General features: G+C 65.1%; 16 protein-coding genes. 8 read left to right on the plus strand and 8 right to left on the minus strand.

Annotated elements, in window-relative coordinates; genetic code table 11:
- Positions 1–63: 63 nt before the first annotated feature.
- A complete protein-coding gene (gene recO / locus BTN82_RS04800; RefSeq protein WP_075118013.1) occupies positions 64–753 on the plus strand; it encodes a DNA repair protein RecO in 690 nt (229 codons plus the stop codon).
- Between the two features lie 141 nt (positions 754–894).
- A complete protein-coding gene (pdxJ, locus tag BTN82_RS04805; protein ID WP_075118014.1) occupies positions 895–1,635 on the plus strand; it encodes a pyridoxine 5'-phosphate synthase in 741 nt (246 codons plus the stop codon).
- Positions 1,636–1,699: 64 nt separating this feature from the next.
- Here the strand turns inward: pdxJ and mltF are convergent, their stop codons facing one another.
- Positions 1,700–3,160: a membrane-bound lytic murein transglycosylase MltF gene (gene mltF / locus BTN82_RS04810; protein ID WP_075118015.1), complete on the minus strand. Its 1,461-nt coding sequence runs from the start codon at positions 3,158–3,160 to the stop codon at positions 1,700–1,702.
- A 286-nt stretch (positions 3,161–3,446) separates the two neighbouring features.
- Here mltF and purL point away from each other — a divergent pair, with 286 nt between their 5' ends.
- Both purL and cutA read left to right on the plus strand, forming a co-directional pair.
- Positions 3,447–7,343, plus strand: a complete 3,897-nt coding sequence (gene purL / locus BTN82_RS04815) for a phosphoribosylformylglycinamidine synthase (RefSeq protein WP_075118016.1) — start codon at positions 3,447–3,449, stop codon at positions 7,341–7,343.
- Between the two features lie 5 nt (positions 7,344–7,348).
- On the plus strand, positions 7,349–7,660 hold the full coding sequence (cutA, locus tag BTN82_RS04820) for a YqfO family protein (protein WP_075118017.1): 312 nt from the start codon (positions 7,349–7,351) through the stop codon (positions 7,658–7,660).
- Between the two features lie 110 nt (positions 7,661–7,770).
- On the opposite strand, the gene nagE is transcribed toward cutA, so the two are convergent.
- The 7 genes from nagE to BTN82_RS04855 all read right to left on the minus strand — a co-directional run bounded on the left by nagE (position 7,771) and on the right by BTN82_RS04855 (position 16,383).
- On the minus strand, positions 7,771–9,498 hold the full coding sequence (nagE, locus tag BTN82_RS04825) for an N-acetylglucosamine-specific PTS transporter subunit IIBC (RefSeq protein ID WP_075118018.1): 1,728 nt from the start codon (positions 9,496–9,498) through the stop codon (positions 7,771–7,773).
- A 29-nt stretch (positions 9,499–9,527) separates the two neighbouring features.
- Positions 9,528–12,050 (minus strand): phosphoenolpyruvate--protein phosphotransferase, encoded by a 2,523-nt coding sequence (gene ptsP, locus BTN82_RS04830; protein WP_075118019.1) that lies wholly within the window; start codon positions 12,048–12,050, stop codon positions 9,528–9,530.
- 31 nt (positions 12,051–12,081) lie between these two features.
- Positions 12,082–13,104, minus strand: coding sequence for an SIS domain-containing protein (locus BTN82_RS04835; RefSeq protein WP_148169457.1), 1,023 nt, complete (start codon positions 13,102–13,104; stop codon positions 12,082–12,084).
- A complete protein-coding gene (gene nagA / locus BTN82_RS04840) occupies positions 13,085–14,191 on the minus strand; it encodes an N-acetylglucosamine-6-phosphate deacetylase (protein WP_075118021.1) in 1,107 nt (368 codons plus the stop codon). The genes BTN82_RS04835 and nagA overlap by 20 nt, the downstream gene beginning before the upstream one ends.
- 70 nt (positions 14,192–14,261) lie before the next feature.
- Positions 14,262–14,993, minus strand: coding sequence for a GntR family transcriptional regulator (locus tag BTN82_RS04845; RefSeq protein ID WP_075118022.1), 732 nt, complete (start codon positions 14,991–14,993; stop codon positions 14,262–14,264).
- A 294-nt stretch (positions 14,994–15,287) separates the two neighbouring features.
- Positions 15,288–15,791 carry a murein L,D-transpeptidase family protein gene (locus tag BTN82_RS04850; protein WP_075118023.1) on the minus strand — a complete coding sequence of 168 codons (504 nt, stop codon included), beginning with the start codon at positions 15,789–15,791 and terminating at the stop codon, positions 15,288–15,290.
- 40 nt (positions 15,792–15,831) lie between these two features.
- Positions 15,832–16,383: an NUDIX hydrolase gene (locus BTN82_RS04855; protein WP_075118024.1), complete on the minus strand. Its 552-nt coding sequence runs from the start codon at positions 16,381–16,383 to the stop codon at positions 15,832–15,834.
- A gap of 147 nt (positions 16,384–16,530) precedes the next feature.
- Between BTN82_RS04855 and BTN82_RS04860 the strand changes: the two genes are divergently transcribed.
- The 4 genes from BTN82_RS04860 to BTN82_RS04875 all read left to right on the plus strand — a co-directional run bounded on the left by BTN82_RS04860 (position 16,531) and on the right by BTN82_RS04875 (position 18,551).
- Positions 16,531–17,130 (plus strand): CoA pyrophosphatase, encoded by a 600-nt coding sequence (locus BTN82_RS04860; protein WP_075118025.1) that lies wholly within the window; start codon positions 16,531–16,533, stop codon positions 17,128–17,130.
- A gap of 66 nt (positions 17,131–17,196) precedes the next feature.
- Positions 17,197–17,718 carry a gamma carbonic anhydrase family protein gene (locus BTN82_RS04865; RefSeq protein WP_075118026.1) on the plus strand — a complete coding sequence of 174 codons (522 nt, stop codon included), beginning with the start codon at positions 17,197–17,199 and terminating at the stop codon, positions 17,716–17,718.
- Positions 17,718–17,933, plus strand: coding sequence for a DUF1289 domain-containing protein (locus tag BTN82_RS04870; protein ID WP_075118027.1), 216 nt, complete (start codon positions 17,718–17,720; stop codon positions 17,931–17,933). Before BTN82_RS04865 ends, BTN82_RS04870 begins: the two co-directional genes overlap by 1 nt.
- Before the next feature lie 150 nt (positions 17,934–18,083).
- Positions 18,084–18,551: a VUT family protein gene (locus BTN82_RS04875; protein WP_075118028.1), complete on the plus strand. Its 468-nt coding sequence runs from the start codon at positions 18,084–18,086 to the stop codon at positions 18,549–18,551.
- The last annotated feature ends 16 nt before the right edge of the window (positions 18,552–18,567 follow it).

Genomic DNA, 18,567 nt, shown 5'->3' on the forward strand with positions numbered 1-18,567 from the left:
AGGTTTGAAGAACCTTCCCATGGACCTGTCACCTTCTCAATCCCTGAGATCCCTCCGACATCTATGTCCACTAACGCCCCCCTCGGCCAGCCCGCTTACGTCCTGCACAGTCGCGCCTACCGCGAGAGCAGTGCCTTGGTCGACTTCATCACCCCGCAAGGGCGGCTGCGCGCCGTGCTGCGCGGTGCGCGGGGCAAGGCCGGGACCCTGGCGCGACCGTTCGTGCCGCTGGAAGTGGAGTTTCGCGGGCGCGGCGAGCTGAAGAACGTCGGGCGCATGGAGAGTACGGGGATCGCCGCCTGGCTCAGTGGCGAGGCGCTGTTCAGTGGTCTCTACCTCAACGAACTGCTGATCCGCCTGCTGCCTGCCGAAGATCCGCACCCGGCGATCTTCGAGCACTATGCGGCGACCTTGCTGGCGTTGGCCGAAGGTCGTGCCCTGGAGCCCTTGCTGCGGGCGTTCGAGTGGCGCCTGCTGGACGACCTGGGCTACGGCTTCGCCCTGGACACGGATATCCATGGCGCGCCGATTGACGCCCAAGGCATGTATCGCCTGCAGGTGGATGCCGGTCTGGAGCAAGTTCACCTGCTGCAACCAGGACTGTTCAACGGCACCGAGTTGCTGGCTATGGCCGAAGCCGACTGGAGCGCCCCCGGGGCATTGGCGGCGGCCAAGCGCCTGATGCGCCAGGCGCTGGCGGTGCATCTGGGCGGTCGGCCGCTGGTCAGTCGCGAGCTGTTTCGCAAACCCTAGCCAGCCTCGTTGCGCCAACCTGCTCGAAGCCCGGCTCGGCTCGCCATGATCCGAGGGGCGGCGGCCGAACGCCGGCAGTTATTTTCGCGAGCGGACACTATATGCTGTGCACCGAATCTCTAACTCCTCAGGAGCGCTTCCGTGACCACCAGCAACCGCATTCTTCTTGGCGTGAACATCGACCACGTAGCCACCCTGCGCCAGGCCCGGGGCACCCGTTACCCTGATCCGGTCAAGGCGGCGCTGGACGCGGAAGAGGCGGGCGCCGATGGTATTACCGTGCACCTGCGTGAGGATCGCCGGCATATCCAGGAGCGCGATGTGCTGCTGCTCAAGGATGTGCTGCAAACCCGCATGAACTTCGAGATGGGCGTCACCGAGGAAATGATGGCGTTCGCCGAGCGCATCCGTCCGGCGCATATCTGCCTGGTTCCGGAAACCCGCCAGGAACTGACCACCGAAGGCGGCCTGGATGTCGCCGGGCAAGAGGCGCGGATCAAGGCGGCGGTAGAGCGCTTGTCGAAGATCGGCGCCGAGGTGTCGCTGTTCATCGATGCCGACGAGCGGCAGATCGCTGCGTCCCGGCGCGTGGGCGCGCCGGCCATCGAGCTGCACACCGGGCGTTATGCCGATGCGCAAACGCCGAGCGAAGTGGCCGAGGAGCTGCAGCGCGTGGCCGACGGCGTGGCCTTCGGCCTGGCCCAGGGCCTGATCGTCAACGCCGGCCACGGCCTGCATTACCACAACGTCGAGGCAGTCGCGGCGATCAAGGGCATCAACGAGTTGAACATCGGCCATGCGCTGGTGGCGCATGCGCTGTTCGTCGGTTTCAAAGGCGCGGTGGCGGAGATGAAGGCGCTGATTCTGGCAGCGGCCAAGTAAAGGGTTTTGACGTTCATCTCGAGCAAGCTCGCTCCTGCAGGAGCGAGCTTGCTCGCGATGCGGTTTAAAGCGGTGGGGTTTCCTGGGTCGGCTTGGTCTTGTCCACGCCCGGCACATGCAGGTTGCCTTCGGCGACCTGGTCGCCTTCAAGCTGCGGCTGCGTGACCCAGGTCAGGATGTCGTAGTAGCGCCGGATGTTGGCGACGAAATGCACCGGCTCGCCGCCCCGAGCGTAGCCATAGCGGGTCTTGCTGTACCACTGTTTCTGCGAGAGACGCGGCAGCATCTTCTTCACGTCCAGCCACTTGTTCGGGTTCAGCCCTTCCTTTTCCGCCAGCTTGCGGGCGTCGTCCAGATGGCCGCTGCCGACGTTGTAGGCGGCGAGGGCGAACCAGGTGCGATCCGGTTCCTCGATCTTGTCGTCCAGCTGATCCTTCATGTATGCCAGGTACTTGGCGCCGCCCTTGATGCTTTGCTTGGCGTCCAGGCGGTTGGACACGCCCATGGCCTGGGCGGTGTTCTGGGTCAGCATCATCAGGCCGCGCACGCCGGTCTTGGAGGTGACGCTCGGTTGCCACAAAGACTCCTGGTAACCGATGGCGGCCAGCAGGCGCCAGTCGACCTTTTCTTCCTTGGCCGAGGCCTTGAAGTGCTTCTCGTATTTGGGCAGGCGCTGCTGCAGGTGCTGGGCGAAGGTGTAGGCGCCGACATAACCGAGGACGTCCACGTGCCCGTAGTAGCGGTCCTTCAAGCGTTGTAGGGTGCCGTTCTTCTGCACCTTGTCGAGGAACGCATTGATTTCGTTGAGCAGGCTGTTGTCTTCACCGGCGGCCACGGCCCAGCTCTGGTTGCTGGCATCGCCGAGGTCGAAGGCGACGCGGATATTGGCGAAGTACACCTGGTTCATCGCCACTTCGTTGGAGTCCACCAGGGTCAGGTCGATCTGCCCTTCGTCGACCATGCGCAACAGGTCGACCACTTCGACGTCGTCGGACTCTTCATATTGGATGCCGGGGTATTTCAGCTTGAGTTCGGCCAGTTGCTCGGCGTGGGTGCTGCCCTTGAGCACCATGATCTTCTTGCCGACCAGGTCGCTCGCATCGGTGGGGCGGGATTGGCCGTTGCGGTAGATGACTTGTGGGGTGACTTCCAGATACGGGTGGGAAAACCTGACTTGCTGCTTGCGTTTCTCGCTGCTGACCAGACCGGCAGCAGCCAGCACCGGGCCGTTAGGTTTACCCAACTGGTCGAAGAGGTCGTCGAGGTTGTCCGCGGTCTCGATCTTCAGGGTAACCCCCAGATCGTCGGCGAAACGCTTCACCAGCTCGTATTCGAAGCCGGTTTCGCCGTTGCGGTCCTGAAAGTAGGTGGCCGGGCTGTTACGGGTGACCACCCGCAGCACGCCATCCTCCTTTACTCGCTCGAGCGTGCTGGGTTTCTCAACGCAGGCACTGAGCATCAGGAAGAGTCCGGTTGCGATGAGCCATCGGGCACAGCGCGGACGTAAAGCCATAGGGGAAAACATCTGCGCAGTATACGCAAAGCACAACGGCCGCCATATCTCGACAGCGAAGGGCTTGTCTGCTAGAGGTTTCAGGCCCCGGCCAGAGCCCTTGGGAATGGGCCTTCGCACCTGTCGGGCGGGTTGAAATAACCCATCTGAATGGGGTTGATGCGCCTTTGTTATAGAGGGCTGCGCGCGGGCCGACGTCTGGCCGCAGCCAGGCGTAGCGTTTCGGGTGCCGTCGCGGGCGGTTTAGGCTAGAATGCACGGCCTCAAAGCACACCCCCTTCCCGAGGCTGTCCCGAAGATGTTGATCCTGCGCGGCGCTCCTGCCCTTTCTGCCTTTCGCCACAGCAAACTCCTTGAGCAACTGAGCCAGAAGGTTCCGGCTGTCAGTGGCCTGTATGCTGAATTCGCTCACTTCGCCGAAGTTACCGGCGTCCTGACCGGCGACGAACAGCAGGTGCTCGCGCGCCTTCTGAAGTACGGCCCAAGCGTACCGGTGCAAGAACCTGCCGGTCGTCTGTTCCTGGTGCTGCCGCGTTTCGGCACCATCTCGCCCTGGTCGAGCAAGGCCAGCGATATCGCCCGCAACTGTGGCCTGGCCAAGATCCAGCGCCTGGAGCGCGGCATTGCCTTCTATGTGACCGGCGAGTTCGACGACACGCAAGCGCAACTGATTGCCGACGTGCTGCACGACCGCATGACCCAGATCGTGCTGGGCAACCTGGAGCAGGCTGCCGGCCTGTTCAGCCATGCCGCGCCGAAGCCGCTGACCACCATCGACATTCTCGGCGGCGGCCGTGCCGCGCTGGAAAAGGCCAACAGCGAGTTGGGCCTGGCCCTGGCCGAAGATGAAATCGATTACCTGGTCAACGCCTTCCAGGGCCTCAAACGCAACCCGCACGACATCGAACTGATGATGTTCGCCCAGGCCAACTCCGAGCACTGCCGTCACAAGATCTTCAACGCCAGTTGGGATATCGACGGCCAGAGCCAGGAAAAATCCCTGTTCGGCATGATCAAGAACACCTATCAGATGCACAGCGAAGGCGTGCTGTCCGCTTACAAGGACAACGCGTCGGTAATCGTCGGCAGCGTTGCCGGCCGCTTCTTCCCGGACCCGGAGACCCGCCAGTACGGCGCGGTGCAGGAGCCGGTGCACATCCTGATGAAGGTCGAGACCCACAACCACCCGACCGCCATCGCGCCATTCCCGGGGGCCTCCACCGGTTCCGGCGGCGAGATCCGCGACGAAGGCGCCACCGGTCGCGGCGCCAAGCCGAAAGCCGGCCTGACCGGTTTCACCGTATCCAACCTGCAGATCCCGGGCTTCGAACAGCCGTGGGAAAAGCCGTACGGCAAGCCTGAGCGCATCGTCGACGCCCTGGACATCATGATCGAAGGCCCGCTGGGCGGCGCGGCGTTCAACAACGAATTTGGCCGTCCGGCCCTGACCGGCTACTTCCGTACCTTCGAGCAGTCGATCACCACCCCGCGCGGCGAAGAAGTTCGCGGCTACCACAAGCCGATCATGCTGGCCGGCGGCATGGGCAACATCCGCGCCGAACACGTGCAGAAGGGCGAGATCCTCGTCGGTTCCAAGCTGATCGTGCTGGGCGGCCCGGCGATGCTCATCGGCCTGGGCGGCGGCGCCGCTTCCTCGATGGCCACCGGCACCAGCTCGGCCGACCTGGACTTCGCCTCGGTACAGCGCGAAAACCCGGAAATGGAACGCCGTTGCCAGGAAGTCATCGACCGTTGCTGGCAGTTGGGCGACAAGAACCCGATCAGCTTCATCCACGACGTCGGCGCGGGCGGCCTGTCCAACGCCTTCCCGGAACTGGTCAACGACGGCGGCCGCGGCGGTCGCTTCGAGCTGCGCAATATCCCCAACGACGAGCCAGGCATGGCCCCGCACGAAATCTGGTCCAACGAATCCCAGGAACGTTACGTGCTGGCGGTCGGCGCCGCTGATTTCGAGCGCTTCCAGGCCATCTGCGAGCGCGAGCGTTGCCCGTTCGCGGTCGTCGGCGAAGCCACCGCCGAGCCGCAACTGACGGTCACCGACAGCCACTTCGGCAACAGCCCCGTGGACATGCCGCTCGAAGTGCTGCTGGGCAAGGCCCCGCGCATGCACCGTTCGGCCGTTCGCGAAACCGAACTGGGCGACGACTTCGACCCGGCCAACCTGGACATCGCCGACAGCATCGAGCGCGTCCTGCATCACCCGGCCGTGGCCAGCAAGAGCTTCCTGATCACCATCGGCGACCGCACCATCACCGGCCTTGTAGCGCGCGACCAGATGGTCGGCCCGTGGCAGGTTCCGGTGGCCGACGTTGCCGTGACCGCCGCCAGCTTCGACGTCTACACCGGCGAAGCCATGGCCATGGGCGAACGCACCCCGCTGGCGCTGCTGGACGCTCCGGCGTCGGGCCGCATGGCGATCGGCGAGACCCTGACCAACATCGCGGCTTCGCGTATCGGGAAAATCTCCGATATCAAGCTGTCGGCCAACTGGATGTCCGCTGCCGGCCACCCGGGCGAAGACGCCCGTCTGTACGACACCGTCAAGGCCGTGGGCATGGAACTCTGCCCCGAGCTGGGTCTCACCATTCCGGTGGGCAAGGACTCCATGTCCATGGCCACTCGCTGGAACGACAAGGGTCAGGACAAGAGCGTGACCTCGCCGCTGTCGCTGATCGTCACCGGCTTCGCCCCGGTCGTGGACATCCGCCAGACCCTGACTCCGCAACTGCGCATGGACAAGGGCACCACCGACCTGGTGCTGATCGACCTCGGTCGCGGCCAGAACCGCATGGGCGCCTCGATCCTCGCCCAGGTGCACGGCAAGCTCGGCAAGCAGGCGCCGGACGTCGACGACGCCGAAGACCTGAAAGCCTTCTTCGCGGTGATCCAGGGCCTCAACGCCGACGGTCACCTGCTGGCGTACCACGACCGTTCCGACGGCGGCCTGCTGGCCAGCGTGGTGGAAATGGCCTTCGCCGGCCACTGCGGCCTGAACCTGAACCTCGATGCGCTGGCTGAGTCTTCGGCGGAGATCGCCGCCATCCTGTTCAACGAAGAACTGGGCGCGGTGATCCAGGTTCGCCAAGACGCGACGCCGGACGTGCTGGCGCAGTTCAGCGCCGCCGGCCTGGGCGACTGCGTGGCGGTGATCGGCCAGCCGGTCAACAACGGTCACATCAACATCGCCTTCAACGGCGAAAACGTTTTCGCCGGCGAGCGTCGCCTGCTGCAACGCCAGTGGGCTGAAACCAGCTACCAGATCCAGCGTCTGCGGGATAACGCCGACTGCGCCGAGCAGGAGTTCGACGTCCTGCTGGAAGAAGACAACCCGGGCCTGAGCGCCAAGCTGAGCTTCGACGTCAACCAGGACATCGCCGCGCCTTACATCAAGAAAGGCGTGCGTCCCCAGGTGGCGGTGCTGCGCGAGCAGGGCGTCAACGGCCAGGTGGAAATGGCCGCGGCGTTCGACCGTGCGGGCTTCAACGCGATCGACGTGCACATGAGCGACATCCTCGCCGGCCGCGTCGACCTGAACGACTTCAAGGGCATGGTCGCCTGCGGCGGCTTCTCCTACGGCGACGTACTTGGCGCCGGCGAAGGCTGGGCCAAGTCGGCGCTGTTCAACAGCCGTGCCCGCGATGCCTTCCAGGGCTTCTTCGAGCGTAACGACAGCTTCACCCTCGGCGTGTGCAACGGTTGCCAGATGATGTCCAACCTGCACGAACTGATCCCGGGCAGCGAGTTCTGGCCGCACTTCGTGCGCAACCGCTCCGAGCAGTTCGAGGCTCGCGTGGCGATGGTCCAGGTCCAGGAGTCGAATTCGATCTTCCTGCAAGGCATGGCCGGTTCGCGCATGCCGATCGCCATCGCTCACGGCGAAGGCCATGCGGAGTTCGAAAGCGAAGAAGCCCTGCTCGAAGCCGACCTGTCCGGCTGCGTGGCCCTGCGCTTCGTCGACAACCACGGCAAGGTCACCGAACGCTACCCGGCCAACCCGAACGGCTCGCCGCGCGGGATCACCGGCCTGACCAGCCGCGACGGTCGCGTCACCATCATGATGCCGCACCCTGAGCGGGTGTTCCGTGCCGTGCAGAACTCCTGGCGTCCGGAAGAGTGGAACGAAGATGCGGCGTGGATGCGCATGTTCCGTAACGCGCGTGTGTGGGTGAACTAAGGCCTGTGTACAAGCTCAGCTTTTTCGTCCCGCCCAGCCATGTGGAAGGGGTCAAGGACGCCGTATTCGCCGCCGGTGGCGGACGTATCGGCGCCTACGACCACTGCGCGTGGCAGGTGCTGGGCCAGGGCCAGTTTCGCCCGTTGGACGGCAGCCAGCCGTTTATCGGGCAGACCGGCCAGGTCGAGCAGGTGCAGGAATGGAAAGTCGAGCTGGTGGTGGCTGACGAGTTGATCCGTAGCGTGGTGGCGGCCCTCAAGCAGAGCCATCCCTACGAGACGCCGGCTTATGAAGTCTGGCGACTGGAAGACTTCTAAGACCCCGCCATTGAAAAGCCCGCTGAACCGGTAACGGTCAGCGGGCTTTTTTGTGCCTGGGCGCCTTCTTTGCACGCCGCCTACAAAAAGGGCGGCAGTCGTTATTTCCGTCAGACCTTGGCGCTGACCTCGCTGCGGTTGATCAGGGTGTCCAGTGCCAGGCCCAGGCTCGCCGCCTTTTCGCCGACCAGCAGGTGCCAGACGCCGTCGTCCAGCTGGCTCGAGCCCTGGCAGCCGAGGTTCTTCAACTGGCACTCCGACAGCGCTTTGCTGTCGCCCAGTTGCACCCGCAGGCGGGTCATGGCGATGCAGTCCAGTTGCAGCACATTGTCGCTACCACCGAAGGCGTCCAGCCATTTTGAGGCTTCCTGGGGGGCAATGTTCACGGGCACGGGCATCGGCATTTCGCTAGTCGCGACAGCGGGGCTGGCCTGCGCCTGGGCCCTGGCGCTGAAGGGCAGGGCCAGGCGGATCTCGTCGGCGATGCTGTCGGCCAGCGGGCCGACCACCACTTGCAGGCTGCCGCCCTTGCCGGGACGGACCACGGCCATGGCGCCGAGGGCCTTGAGCGCGCTGTCCGATGCCTGGTTGCGGTCGGCCAGCTCCAGGCGCAGGCGGGTGGTGCAGGCCCCGACGGTGAGCAGGTTGCCCGCGCCGCCCAGGGCACGGATATAGGCGTCGGCACGCTGGTTGTCGGTCATGGCGGCTTTTTCGGTGCCCGGGCTGTCTTCGCGGCCCGGGGTTTTCAGGTTGAAGCGCTTGATGCAGAAGTCGAACACCAGGTAGTAGATCGCCGCGTACAGCAGGCCCACGGGGAACACCAGCCAGCCGTTGGTCGAGCGGCCCCAGCCGAGGGCCATGTCGATGGCGCCGCCGGAGAAGGTGAACCCCAGGTGAATGTTCAGCAGGTTGGTCAGGGCCATCGACAACCCGGTCAGCAGCGCGTGCAGCACATACAGCAGCGGGGCGAGGAACATGAAGGCGAACTCGATCGGCTCGGTGACCCCGGTGAGGAACGAGGTCAGGGCCATCGACAGGAAAATCCCGCCCATCACCTTGCGCCGCTCCGGCAACGCGTTGCGGTACATGGCCAGGCAGGCTGCCGGCAGGCCGAACAGCATCACCGGGAACATGCCGGTCATGAACTGGCCGCCCTTGGGATCGCCGGCGAAGTAGCGGGTCAGGTCGCCGGTCACCACCGCGCCGGTGGTCGGGTCGGTGAAGCTGCCGAAAATGAACCAGGCCATGTTGTTCAGGATATGGTGCAGGCCGGTGATGATCAGCAGGCGGTTGAACACGCCGAAGACGAAGGCGCCGAAGCTGCCGCTCTCCATCAGCAACTGGCCGAAGCTGTTGATGCCGTGCTGGATCGGCGGCCAGATCAGGCCGAACACCACGCCCAGGCCGACGGCGCTGAAGCCGGTGACGATCGGCACGAAGCGCCGCCCGCCGAAGAACGCCAGGTACTCCGGCAGCTTGATGTCCTTGAAGCGGTTGTACAGGGCGCCGGCCAGCAAGCCGCTGATGATCCCGGCGAGCATGCCCATGTTGATGCTGGCGTCGAGCACCTTGAGGGTCGCCACCATCACCAGGTAGCCGATGGCGCCCGCCAGGCCGGCGGTGCCGTTGTTGTCCTTGGCGAAGCCCACGGCGATACCGATGGCGAAGATCAGCGCCAGGTTGGCGAAGATGCTCTGCCCGGCATCGTGGATGATCGCGATGTTCAGCAGGTCGGTGTCGCCCAGGCGCAGCAGCAGGCCGGCGATCGGCAGGATTGCGATCGGCAGCATCAGGGCCCGGCCCAGGCGCTGCAAGCCTTCGATGAAGAGTTGGTACATGGCGTGTCTCCCGGTGTTCTTGTTGTTCTTCAGCCCAGGGGCCAGTGTTGGTGGCAGGCATGGCGCACCGCCGAGGCGCTGCTCAGGTTCAGCAGGTCATGGCTGAGGCGGCGGCACTCGCCGGCGTCCAGCTGACGCACCCGGTCCTTTATTTCGCCCACTTGCGGCGGGCTGACCGATAGTTCGCTGACCCCCAGGCCAATCAGCACCGGCGTCGCCAGCGGATCGGAGGCCAGCGCGCCGCACACCCCGACCCAGCGCCCATGCCTGGCCGCGCCGGCGCAGGTCTGGGCGATCAGGCGCAGCAAGGCCGGGTGCAAGGCGTCGACCCGGGCGGCGAGGCCGGCATGGTCACGGTCCATGGCCAGGGTGTACTGCGACAGGTCGTTGGTGCCGATGGAGAGGAAGTCGGCGTATTCGGCCAGTTGCTCGGCCAGCAGCGCGGCGGCCGGGACTTCGATCATCACCCCCAGCTCCGGGCGCTGGCCGATCTCCAGCTCGGCGCACAGGCAATCGATGCGTTCGCGGATATGCAGCAGTTCGTCGAGTTCGCTGACCATCGGCAGCAGAATGCGGCAGCGTTGCAGCGGGCTGACCTGCAACAAGGCCCGCAGTTGCTGGTCCAGCAGTTCCGGGCGGGCCTGGGCCAGGCGAATGCCGCGCAGGCCCAGCACCGGGTTGGCTTCCACCGGCAGCGGCAGGTACTCCAGTTGCTTGTCGCCGCCGACGTCGATGGTGCGGATGATCACCGACTTGTCGCCCATGGCGTCCAGCACGGCCTGATAGGCCTGGCGCTGTTCCTGCTCGTCGGGAGCGGTGTGGCGGTCGACGAAGAGAAACTCGGTGCGCAGCAGGCCGACGCCGTCGGCACCGTTGGCGTGGGCGCCCTGGGCTTCCTGGCTGGAGGCGACATTGGCGGCGACTTCGATCGCCTGGCCGTCGAGGGTCCTGGCCGGCAACTGGGCCTGTTGCTGTTGTTGCTCGCGGCGTTGCTGGCGAAGCAGATGGGTCTGGCGCACCTGCTCGAGGCGCGCGTTGTCCGGCGTCAGTTCCAGGCGGCCGTGATCGGCATTCAGCACCACCCGTTGGTCTTGAGGCACGTCGAGCACTTCCGCGCCCAGGGCCACCAGGCAGGGCAAGCCCTTGCCGCGGGCGAGGATCGCCACATGAGAGGTGGCACCGCCGGCTGCCATGCACAGCCCGGCGGCACCTTGCTCGCTCAGTTGCAGCAGGTCGGAGGGGGTCAGTTCGTGGGCCGCGACTATGGCGCCGGGCGGCAGTTGGTACTGCCAGGCCTCGCCGAGCAGAGCGCGCAGTACCCGCTGTTGCAGGTCGCGCAGGTCGTTGGCGCGTTCGGCGAGCAGGGCGTTGCCCAGTTGCAGCAATATTTCGCACTGCTCGCCGATGGCGTCGCTCCAGGCATGGGTCGCGGCGCGTCCCTGGCCGATGCTCTGGCGGGCGGCGCCCAGCAGGGCAGGGTCTTCGAGCAGGGCCAGGTGGGCGGCGAAGATCGCCTCTTCCTGGCGGTCCTTGCGTTGTCGGGCATGGCTCAGGGTGCCGCGGATGTCGCCGCGAACCTTTTCCAGGGCCTGGTCCAGCGCTTGCAATTGTTCCTGGGGCAGGTGGCCGCCGGTGTCTTCGGGCAGGGTCATGGCGGCCAGGTGGAACAACGGCCCGCAGACCAGCCCGGGAGCGGCGCAGACGCCTTGGATCACCCCGGCTTCGGCGGGGCGCCGGGGCGCGGCGGCTTTCAGGGCGGGCGCCGCGGCGTGGGCGTCTTCGGCCAGCGGCGTGGTCAGGGCGTCGAGCAACGCCAGCAGCGCAGCCTTGCAGTCCTTGCCCTGGCAGCTGACGCGCACTTCGTCTTGCTCGCCGACCCCGAGGCCCATCAGGCTGACCAGGCTGTCGCAGGACGCCGACTTGCCGTTGAAGTGCAGTTGCGCCTTGCTGCTGAAACCTTGCGCCGTCTGGCGGATCAGCGCCGCCGGCCGGGCGTGCAGGCCACCTTGGTGATTGACCCGGGTCTGGCCTTCGGCTTCTTCGCTCGAGGTGTCTTGCGCTTGCGGCGTGCCGCCGTTGCCCGCGCGGGGAACGATGTGCAGCAGCGGTTCGCCGACTTTCACCGATTTCAGGGTGATGGGCAGGGTCTGGAACTGTTCGCCGTTGGTCAGGATCATCAGGCTGATCAGGCTTTTGCTGTGCCGGGCGACCTTGTCGATATCGAAGCGCAGCAAGGCTTGCCCGCTGCTGACCCGGGCGCCTTCCTGCACCAGCATGGAAAAACCCTCGCCCTGCAACTGGACGGTGTCCAGGCCCAGGTGCAACAGCAGCTCCGCGCCGTTGTCGGCGCGCAGGGTCACCGCGTGGCCGGTGCGCGCGGCGTGGATCACCACGCCGGCGCAGGGCGCGTGCAGGGTGTTGTTCAGCGGATCGATGGCGATCCCGTCGCCCATGGCGCCGCTGGAAAACACCAGGTCGGGAACCCTGGCGAGGGTGAGTACCGGGCCGCTCAAGGGAGCGCCGAGCATCAGGTCTTTATTGTTGTTGTACATGGCGCAGTACTCGTCCGTTACAGGAAAAGGCTCAGTGGGTGCGGGTCACTTTGCTCAGGTGGCGCGGCTGGTCCGGGTCCATGCCCCGAGCTTCGGCAAGGCTGGCGGCCATGCGGTAGAAGCTCTGGATCGCCAGGATCGGGTCGAGCGCCGGATGTTCGGCTCGGCTCAGGGTCAGGTCGCGTTCGGCGATGTCGTCCGGCGCGGCCAGCAACACCCGGGCGCCGCGTTGGCGCATGTCCGCGGCCAGGCTCAGCAGGCCACCCTGTTCGGCGCCGCGAGGCGCGAACACCAGCAGTGGATAGTTGTCGCCGATCAGCGCCATCGGGCCGTGGCGAACTTCCGCGCTACTGAAGGCTTCGGCCTGGATCGCCGAGGTTTCCTTGAGCTTCAGCGCCGCTTCCTGGGCGATGGCGAAGCCGGCGCCACGGCCGATCACCATCAGGCGCTGGCAATCGCGCAGGGCCTCGACGGCCAGGCTCCAGTCCTGGCGGGCCGCCTCGCGCAGTCCCTGGGGCAGGGCGAGGCAGGCGTCCAGCAACGGTGCGTCCTGTTTCCAGTGGGCGATCAGGCGGGCGCTGGCGCTGAGGGTGGCGATAAAGCTCTTGGTTGCCGCCACGCTGCGTTCGGCGCCGGCATGCAGCGGCAGGCAGAATTCGCTGGCGGCTTCCAGTGGAGTGTCCAGCGCGTTGACCATGGCCACGCTCAGGGCGCCGCGCTTGCGCAGCAGGCGCACGCTGTTGACCAGGTCGGGGCTCTGCCCGGACTGGGAGAAGGCGAACACTGCCTGGCCGCTGACCCGCAGCGGCGCCTGCTGCATGGTCACCACCGACATCGGCAGCGACGCGACCGGAATCCCCAGTTGCTGCATGGTCAGGTAGGCGAAGTAGCTGGCGGCATGGTCGGAGCTGCCGCGGGCGACGGTCATGACCACTTGCGGTGGCTGGCGGTTGAGGCGCCCGGCGACTTCGAGCAGTTGCGGGTCCAGTTGCGATAACTGGCCTTCGACGACCGCGGCAGAGGACAGCGCCTCTTCAAGCATTTTTGAAGTCAATGTCTTCTCCTTCGACCATGACGGCGGTCAGTGTGAGTGAGCGATCCAGGCACACGCAGTCGGCCCAGCTGCCGACCTGCAAGCGCCCGCGTTCGGTGAGGCCGAGGTAGTCGGCGGGAAACTGCGACAGGCGCTGCGAGGCTTCGGCCAGGGGCAGGCCGATCTTCACCAGGTTGCGCAGCGCCTGGTCCATGGTCAGGGTGCTGCCGGCCAGGGTGCCGTCGGGCAGGCGCACGCCGCCCAGGCATTTGGTCACGGTGTGGCTGCCCAGCTTGTATTCGCCGTCGGGCATGCCGGCGGCCGCGGTGGAGTCGGTGACGCAGTACAGGCACGGGATCGAGCGCAGGGCCACGCGCATGGCGCCGGGGTGCACATGCAGCAGGTCGGGGATCAGTTCGGCGTACTGGGCGTGGGCCAGGGCCGCGCCGACGATGCCTGGCTCGCGGTGATGCAGCGGGCTCATGGCGTTGTACAGGTGGGTGAAGCTGGTGGCGCCGGCGTCGAGCGCGGCCACGCCTTCTTCGTAGCTGCCCAGGGTATGGCCGATCTGCATGCGGACGCCGCGGGCGCTGAGGGCACGGATCAGGGCGTCATGGCCGGCGATCTCCGGGGCGATGGTGATCACCCGGATGGGCGCCAGGCGCAGGTACGCCTCGACTTCGGCCATCAGCGCGGTGTGGGCGAAATTGGGCTGGGCGCCGAGCTTGCCCGGGTTGATGTACGGGCCTTCCAGGTGCACGCCGAGCACCCGGGCGCTGCCGCTGGGGCGCTGTTCGCAGTATTCGCCGATGTCCGCCAGGACCCGGGTAATGTCCTCGGTCGGCGCAGTCATGGTGGTGGCCAGCAGCGAGGTGGTACCGAAGCGCACGTGGGTGCGGGTAATGGTCTCGAACGCCGGGGCGCCTTCCATGATGTCCTTGCCGCCACCGCCGTGTACATGCAGGTCGATGAAACCTGGCAGCAGGTAGGGCAGGTCGTTGCCAGCCGGGTCGCAAGGGCTGCCTTCGATGCCTGTGACCTTGCCGTCCCGGTGGTGCAGGCGGCCGCGGATCCAGCCTTGCGCGGTGAGGATGTTGTGTTCGGACATGGGGTGCTCTCTGGGGCTTGTTCTTGGCGAATCGGCGGCCTGGCTCAGCGACCGGATTCAGCGATCGGGCTTAACGGCGTAGCTCGGCCACGAAGTCGTAGTAATCGTTGCGGCAATAGGTGTCGGTGACTTCGATCGGGGTGTTGTCCTCCAGATAGCCGACGCGGGTCATCAGCAGCATCGCGGTACCGGGGGCGATGCCCACCAGGGCGGCGAACTCGTCGCTGGCGTTGATCGCCTGGATGTGCTGCAGGGCGCGGACCACCGGGCGGCCGATGCCGTCGAGGTATTCGTAGAGCGAGTCGCCCACCGCATTCGGCTGGGCAATGATCGAGGCCGGCAGGGTGCTCATCTCGATCGCCATCACGGTGTCGTCGGCTTTGCGCAGGCGCTTGAGGCGCGCGACCTTGTCGTTCGGCGACAGGCCCAGGCGGATCAGTTCTTCGTGGGTCGGCGTGGTGATTTCCCGCTCCAGCCACTGGGAGCCGGGCACGAAGCCCTTGAGGCGAAGCATTTCGCTGAAGCCGGACAAGCGCGATAGCGGTTGTTCCAGGCGTGGGGTGATGAAGGTGCCGGAGCCTTGGCTGCGACGGATCAGGCCTTGCTCGAACAGTACTTCCAGGGCTTTGCGCGCGGTCACCCGGGAGATGTTCAGCATCTCGCTCAAGTTGCGTTCCGAGGGCAGGGCCTGTTCGGCTTTCCACTGGCCGGCATGGATCGCGGCTTCGAGGTTGCGCGCCAGTTGCAGGTACAGCGGGGTCGGCTGGGTGTCGTCGGGGCGCAGGGCCAGGATGGCGTTCATCTGTTGGTTTCCGATGCGTTATTGGAGTGTTTTTGCCCGGTAATGAGGCAAAAACTAATACCACTTAAATACCATGTCAATCTCGGTATTTCAGGCTTGGCAAGCTAAATAGGGCGGTTTTTTGGCGTTTATGAGGGGTAAGGGAAGAAGTGGTATTAGAGCGGTCTGGTGGGCGGCGAGAAAATTACTGGTGCGGCGACGCTTCGGCGGCGAATTGGTATTCACCTGCCGAAGCCGGAGTGACCTGCAACTTTTTTTGTAACGGGGAGGGTGGAGCGGTTTTTCTACGGGGAATCAGGGGCGGATTTCGATCATCGTGCCGTCCGGGACCAGGCCCCAGACTTCGCGCATATCGACGTTGCGCATGGCGATGCAGCCGTCGGTCCAGTCCAGGGTATGGAAGTACTGCTCCGGGTAGTCTTCGCTGTCCGGAGTGCCGTGGATCATGATCATGCCGCCGGGTTCCACGCCTTCGCGGCGCGAGCGCGCGGCGTCGCTGATATTCGGGTAGGAGATGTGCATGGCCAGGTTGAAGCGGTCGCTGGTCTTGCGCCAGTCCAGCCAGTAGAAGCCTTCCGGCGTGCGTTTGTCGCCTTCCATGAGCTTGGCGCCCCGGGGCTGCTTGCCCAGGGAAATGCGGTAGGTCTTGAGGGGTTTGCCGTCGTTGATCAGTTGCAGCTGATGGGCCGACTTGAGGACCAGGACTTTTTCGATGACCTTGCCGTCCAGGGTTTCCACCGTGGAGGCTTGGGATACGGCGACGACCGAAAAGCAGAAGAGGGCAAGCAACCAGCGCATTGAAACGATATCCCTAAGAGGTCGCGGACGTTTTATGGGGTTAAGTGATGGCAGGCTGAGCCAGGGGCGGAATGGACTCGGAGCGCACAGGGTATTCCTCGTTCCGCCGGTCAGCGAAGAAGCATTCTAAGGTACGCCCGACCGTGCGGAAAGCCAGCTCGGACCAAGGGATGTCGGCTTCCTCGAAAAGCCGCACTTCCAGGCTCTCGGCGCCGGCGGCGAAATCCTGGTCCGCCAGCTCGGCGCGGAAGAACATATGCACCTGGCTGATGTGCGGGACGTCGATCAGGGTATAGAGGCTCAGGTTGCGCACACGGGCGCAGGCTTCCTCGAAGGTCTCGCGAATGGCCGCCTGTTCGACGGTTTCGCCGTTCTCCATGAAACCGGCCGGCAGCGTCCAGTAACCGCGGCGTGGCTCGATGGCACGCCGGCACAGCAGCACCTGGGTGCCCCAGGTGGGCAGGCAGCCGGCGACGATGTTCGGGTTCTGGTAATGGATGGTCTGGCAGTGGTCGCAGACAAAACGCAGGCGCGAATCGCCTTCGGGAATGCGCTGGGTGACCGGGTGACCGCACTGGCTGCAGAATTTCATGCTGGGTATCCGAAAAGGCTGCGCCTATCTTGGCGTGCACGGGGCTTTGTCGGCAAGTTGTCGTTACGCGACATGGCGCGGTTTCGGGGGTTGGGCGGTCAGTTGGTTTGGTGCATGATGCAGGGTAGCCACAGACCGAGAACACTCATGCTGGACGAGCTACTGCACCGGGTAAGCAACCACACGCCGCGAACGCTGGAGACGGACCGCCGTTTCCCCGAGGCTGCGGTACTGGTGCCCATCACCCGCAGTGACGAGCCCGAGCTGGTGCTGACCCTGCGAGCCAGCGGCTTGTCCACCCACGGCGGCGAAGTGGCTTTTCCCGGCGGGCGTCGCGACCCCGAAGACCCCGACCTGATTTTTACTGCCTTACGCGAGGCTGAAGAGGAAATCGGCCTGCCGCCGGGCCTGGTGGAGGTGATCGGCCCCTTGAGCCCGCTGATTTCCCTGCATGGGATCAAGGTCACGCCCTATGTCGGGGTGATTCCCGACTATGTCGAATACCTGGCCAACGATGCCGAGATCGCCGCGGTATTCAGCGTGCCGCTGGAGTTTTTCCGCCAGGACCCGCGTGAACACACCCACCGCATCGACTATCAGGGCCGCAGTTGGTACGTGCCGAGCTACCGCTTCGGCGAGTACAAGATCTGGGGCCTGACGGCGATCATGATCGTCGAGCTGATCAATCTGCTGTATGACGCCAAGATCAGCCTGCACCAACCGCCGAAGAGCTTTATCAATATCTGAGCCATCGCTTCGTATGGCGTGAACCCTGCTGTGTCTGTGAGCCTGCCTGGCCCTGAGGATAAACACATGAAATACCGCTTGGGCGATGCCCGCGTCGAAACCCACCCGCAAAGCTGGGTCGCCCCCAATGCCACGCTGGTGGGCAAGGTCAAGCTGGAAGAGGGTGCCAACGTCTGGTTCAACGCGGTGCTGCGCGGTGACAACGAGCTGATCCTGATCGGCCGCAACAGCAACGTGCAGGACGGCACGGTGATGCACACCGACATGGGCTTTCCGCTGACCATCGGCACCGGCGTGACCATCGGCCACAACGCCATGCTGCATGGCTGCACCGTCGGCGACTACAGCCTGATCGGCATCAACGCGGTGATTCTCAACGGCGCGAAGATCGGCAAGAACTGCATCATTGGCGCCAACTCGCTGATCGGCGAAGGTAAGGAAATTCCCGACGGTTCGCTGGTGATGGGCTCGCCGGGCAAGGTGGTGCGCGAATTGACCGAGCAACAGAAGAAAATGCTCGAGGCCAGCGCCGCGCACTATGTGCACAACTCCCAGCGCTATGCCCGCGACCTGGCCGAGCAAGAATAATGACCGAACCCGAAAAGCCCGTGCGTTCGCCCTGCGTGAGCATTTGCGCGCTGGACGATGACGACATCTGCACCGGCTGCCAGCGCACGGTCGACGAGATCACCCGCTGGAGCCGCATGGACAACGCCGAGCGCCGCGCGGTGCTGGCGTTGTGTCATGAGCGGGCCAAGGCCAGCGGGGTGTTGTGGATGATCGGTACCCAGTCCGGTCATTGAGGTTTATCGCGAGCCATCGAGCGTCGACCGGCTGCTCCTGCAGGTTCGGCGCAATCCCTGTAGGAGCGAGCTTGCTCGCGATAGCGATATCTGGTCCGACGCACCCACCTGAAGTACCCTGTGCGCCTTACTGACAGGTACTTTCGCCCCATGCTCTTCCTGATTGCCTACATCGGCAGTGTCGTGCTGATCAACTACGCCTTTTCCACCGCTCCGCACCTGGACATCATCTGGTCGGCCTGGGGCGGGTTGGTGTTCGTCCTGCGCGACATGGTGCAGACCCGTTTCGGCCACGGCGCGATCATCGCCATGCTGGTGGCGCTGGTGCTGTCCTACGTGACCTCCGACCCTGCCATCGCCCTGGCCAGCGCCACGGCGTTCGCGGTGTCCGAGTGCATCGACTGGCTGGTGTTCAGTATCACCAAACGCCCGCTGCACGACCGCCTGTGGATAAGTTCGGCACTGAGCATTCCCCTGGACACCTTTATCTTTTTTGGCCTGATCGATGCCCTGACCCCAGGCGTGATCCTCACGGCGCTGGGCTCCAAGTTCGCCGGCGTGACGGTGGTCTGGCTGGCCATGGCCTGGCGTTTGCGCAAGGCGGCGTGCGCGAGCTGAGGCCAACGGGCGCGGT

Origin of the sequence: Pseudomonas chlororaphis (assembly GCF_001921865.1) — a bacterium.
GTDB classification, from domain to species: domain Bacteria; phylum Pseudomonadota; class Gammaproteobacteria; order Pseudomonadales; family Pseudomonadaceae; genus Aquipseudomonas; species Aquipseudomonas chlororaphis_D.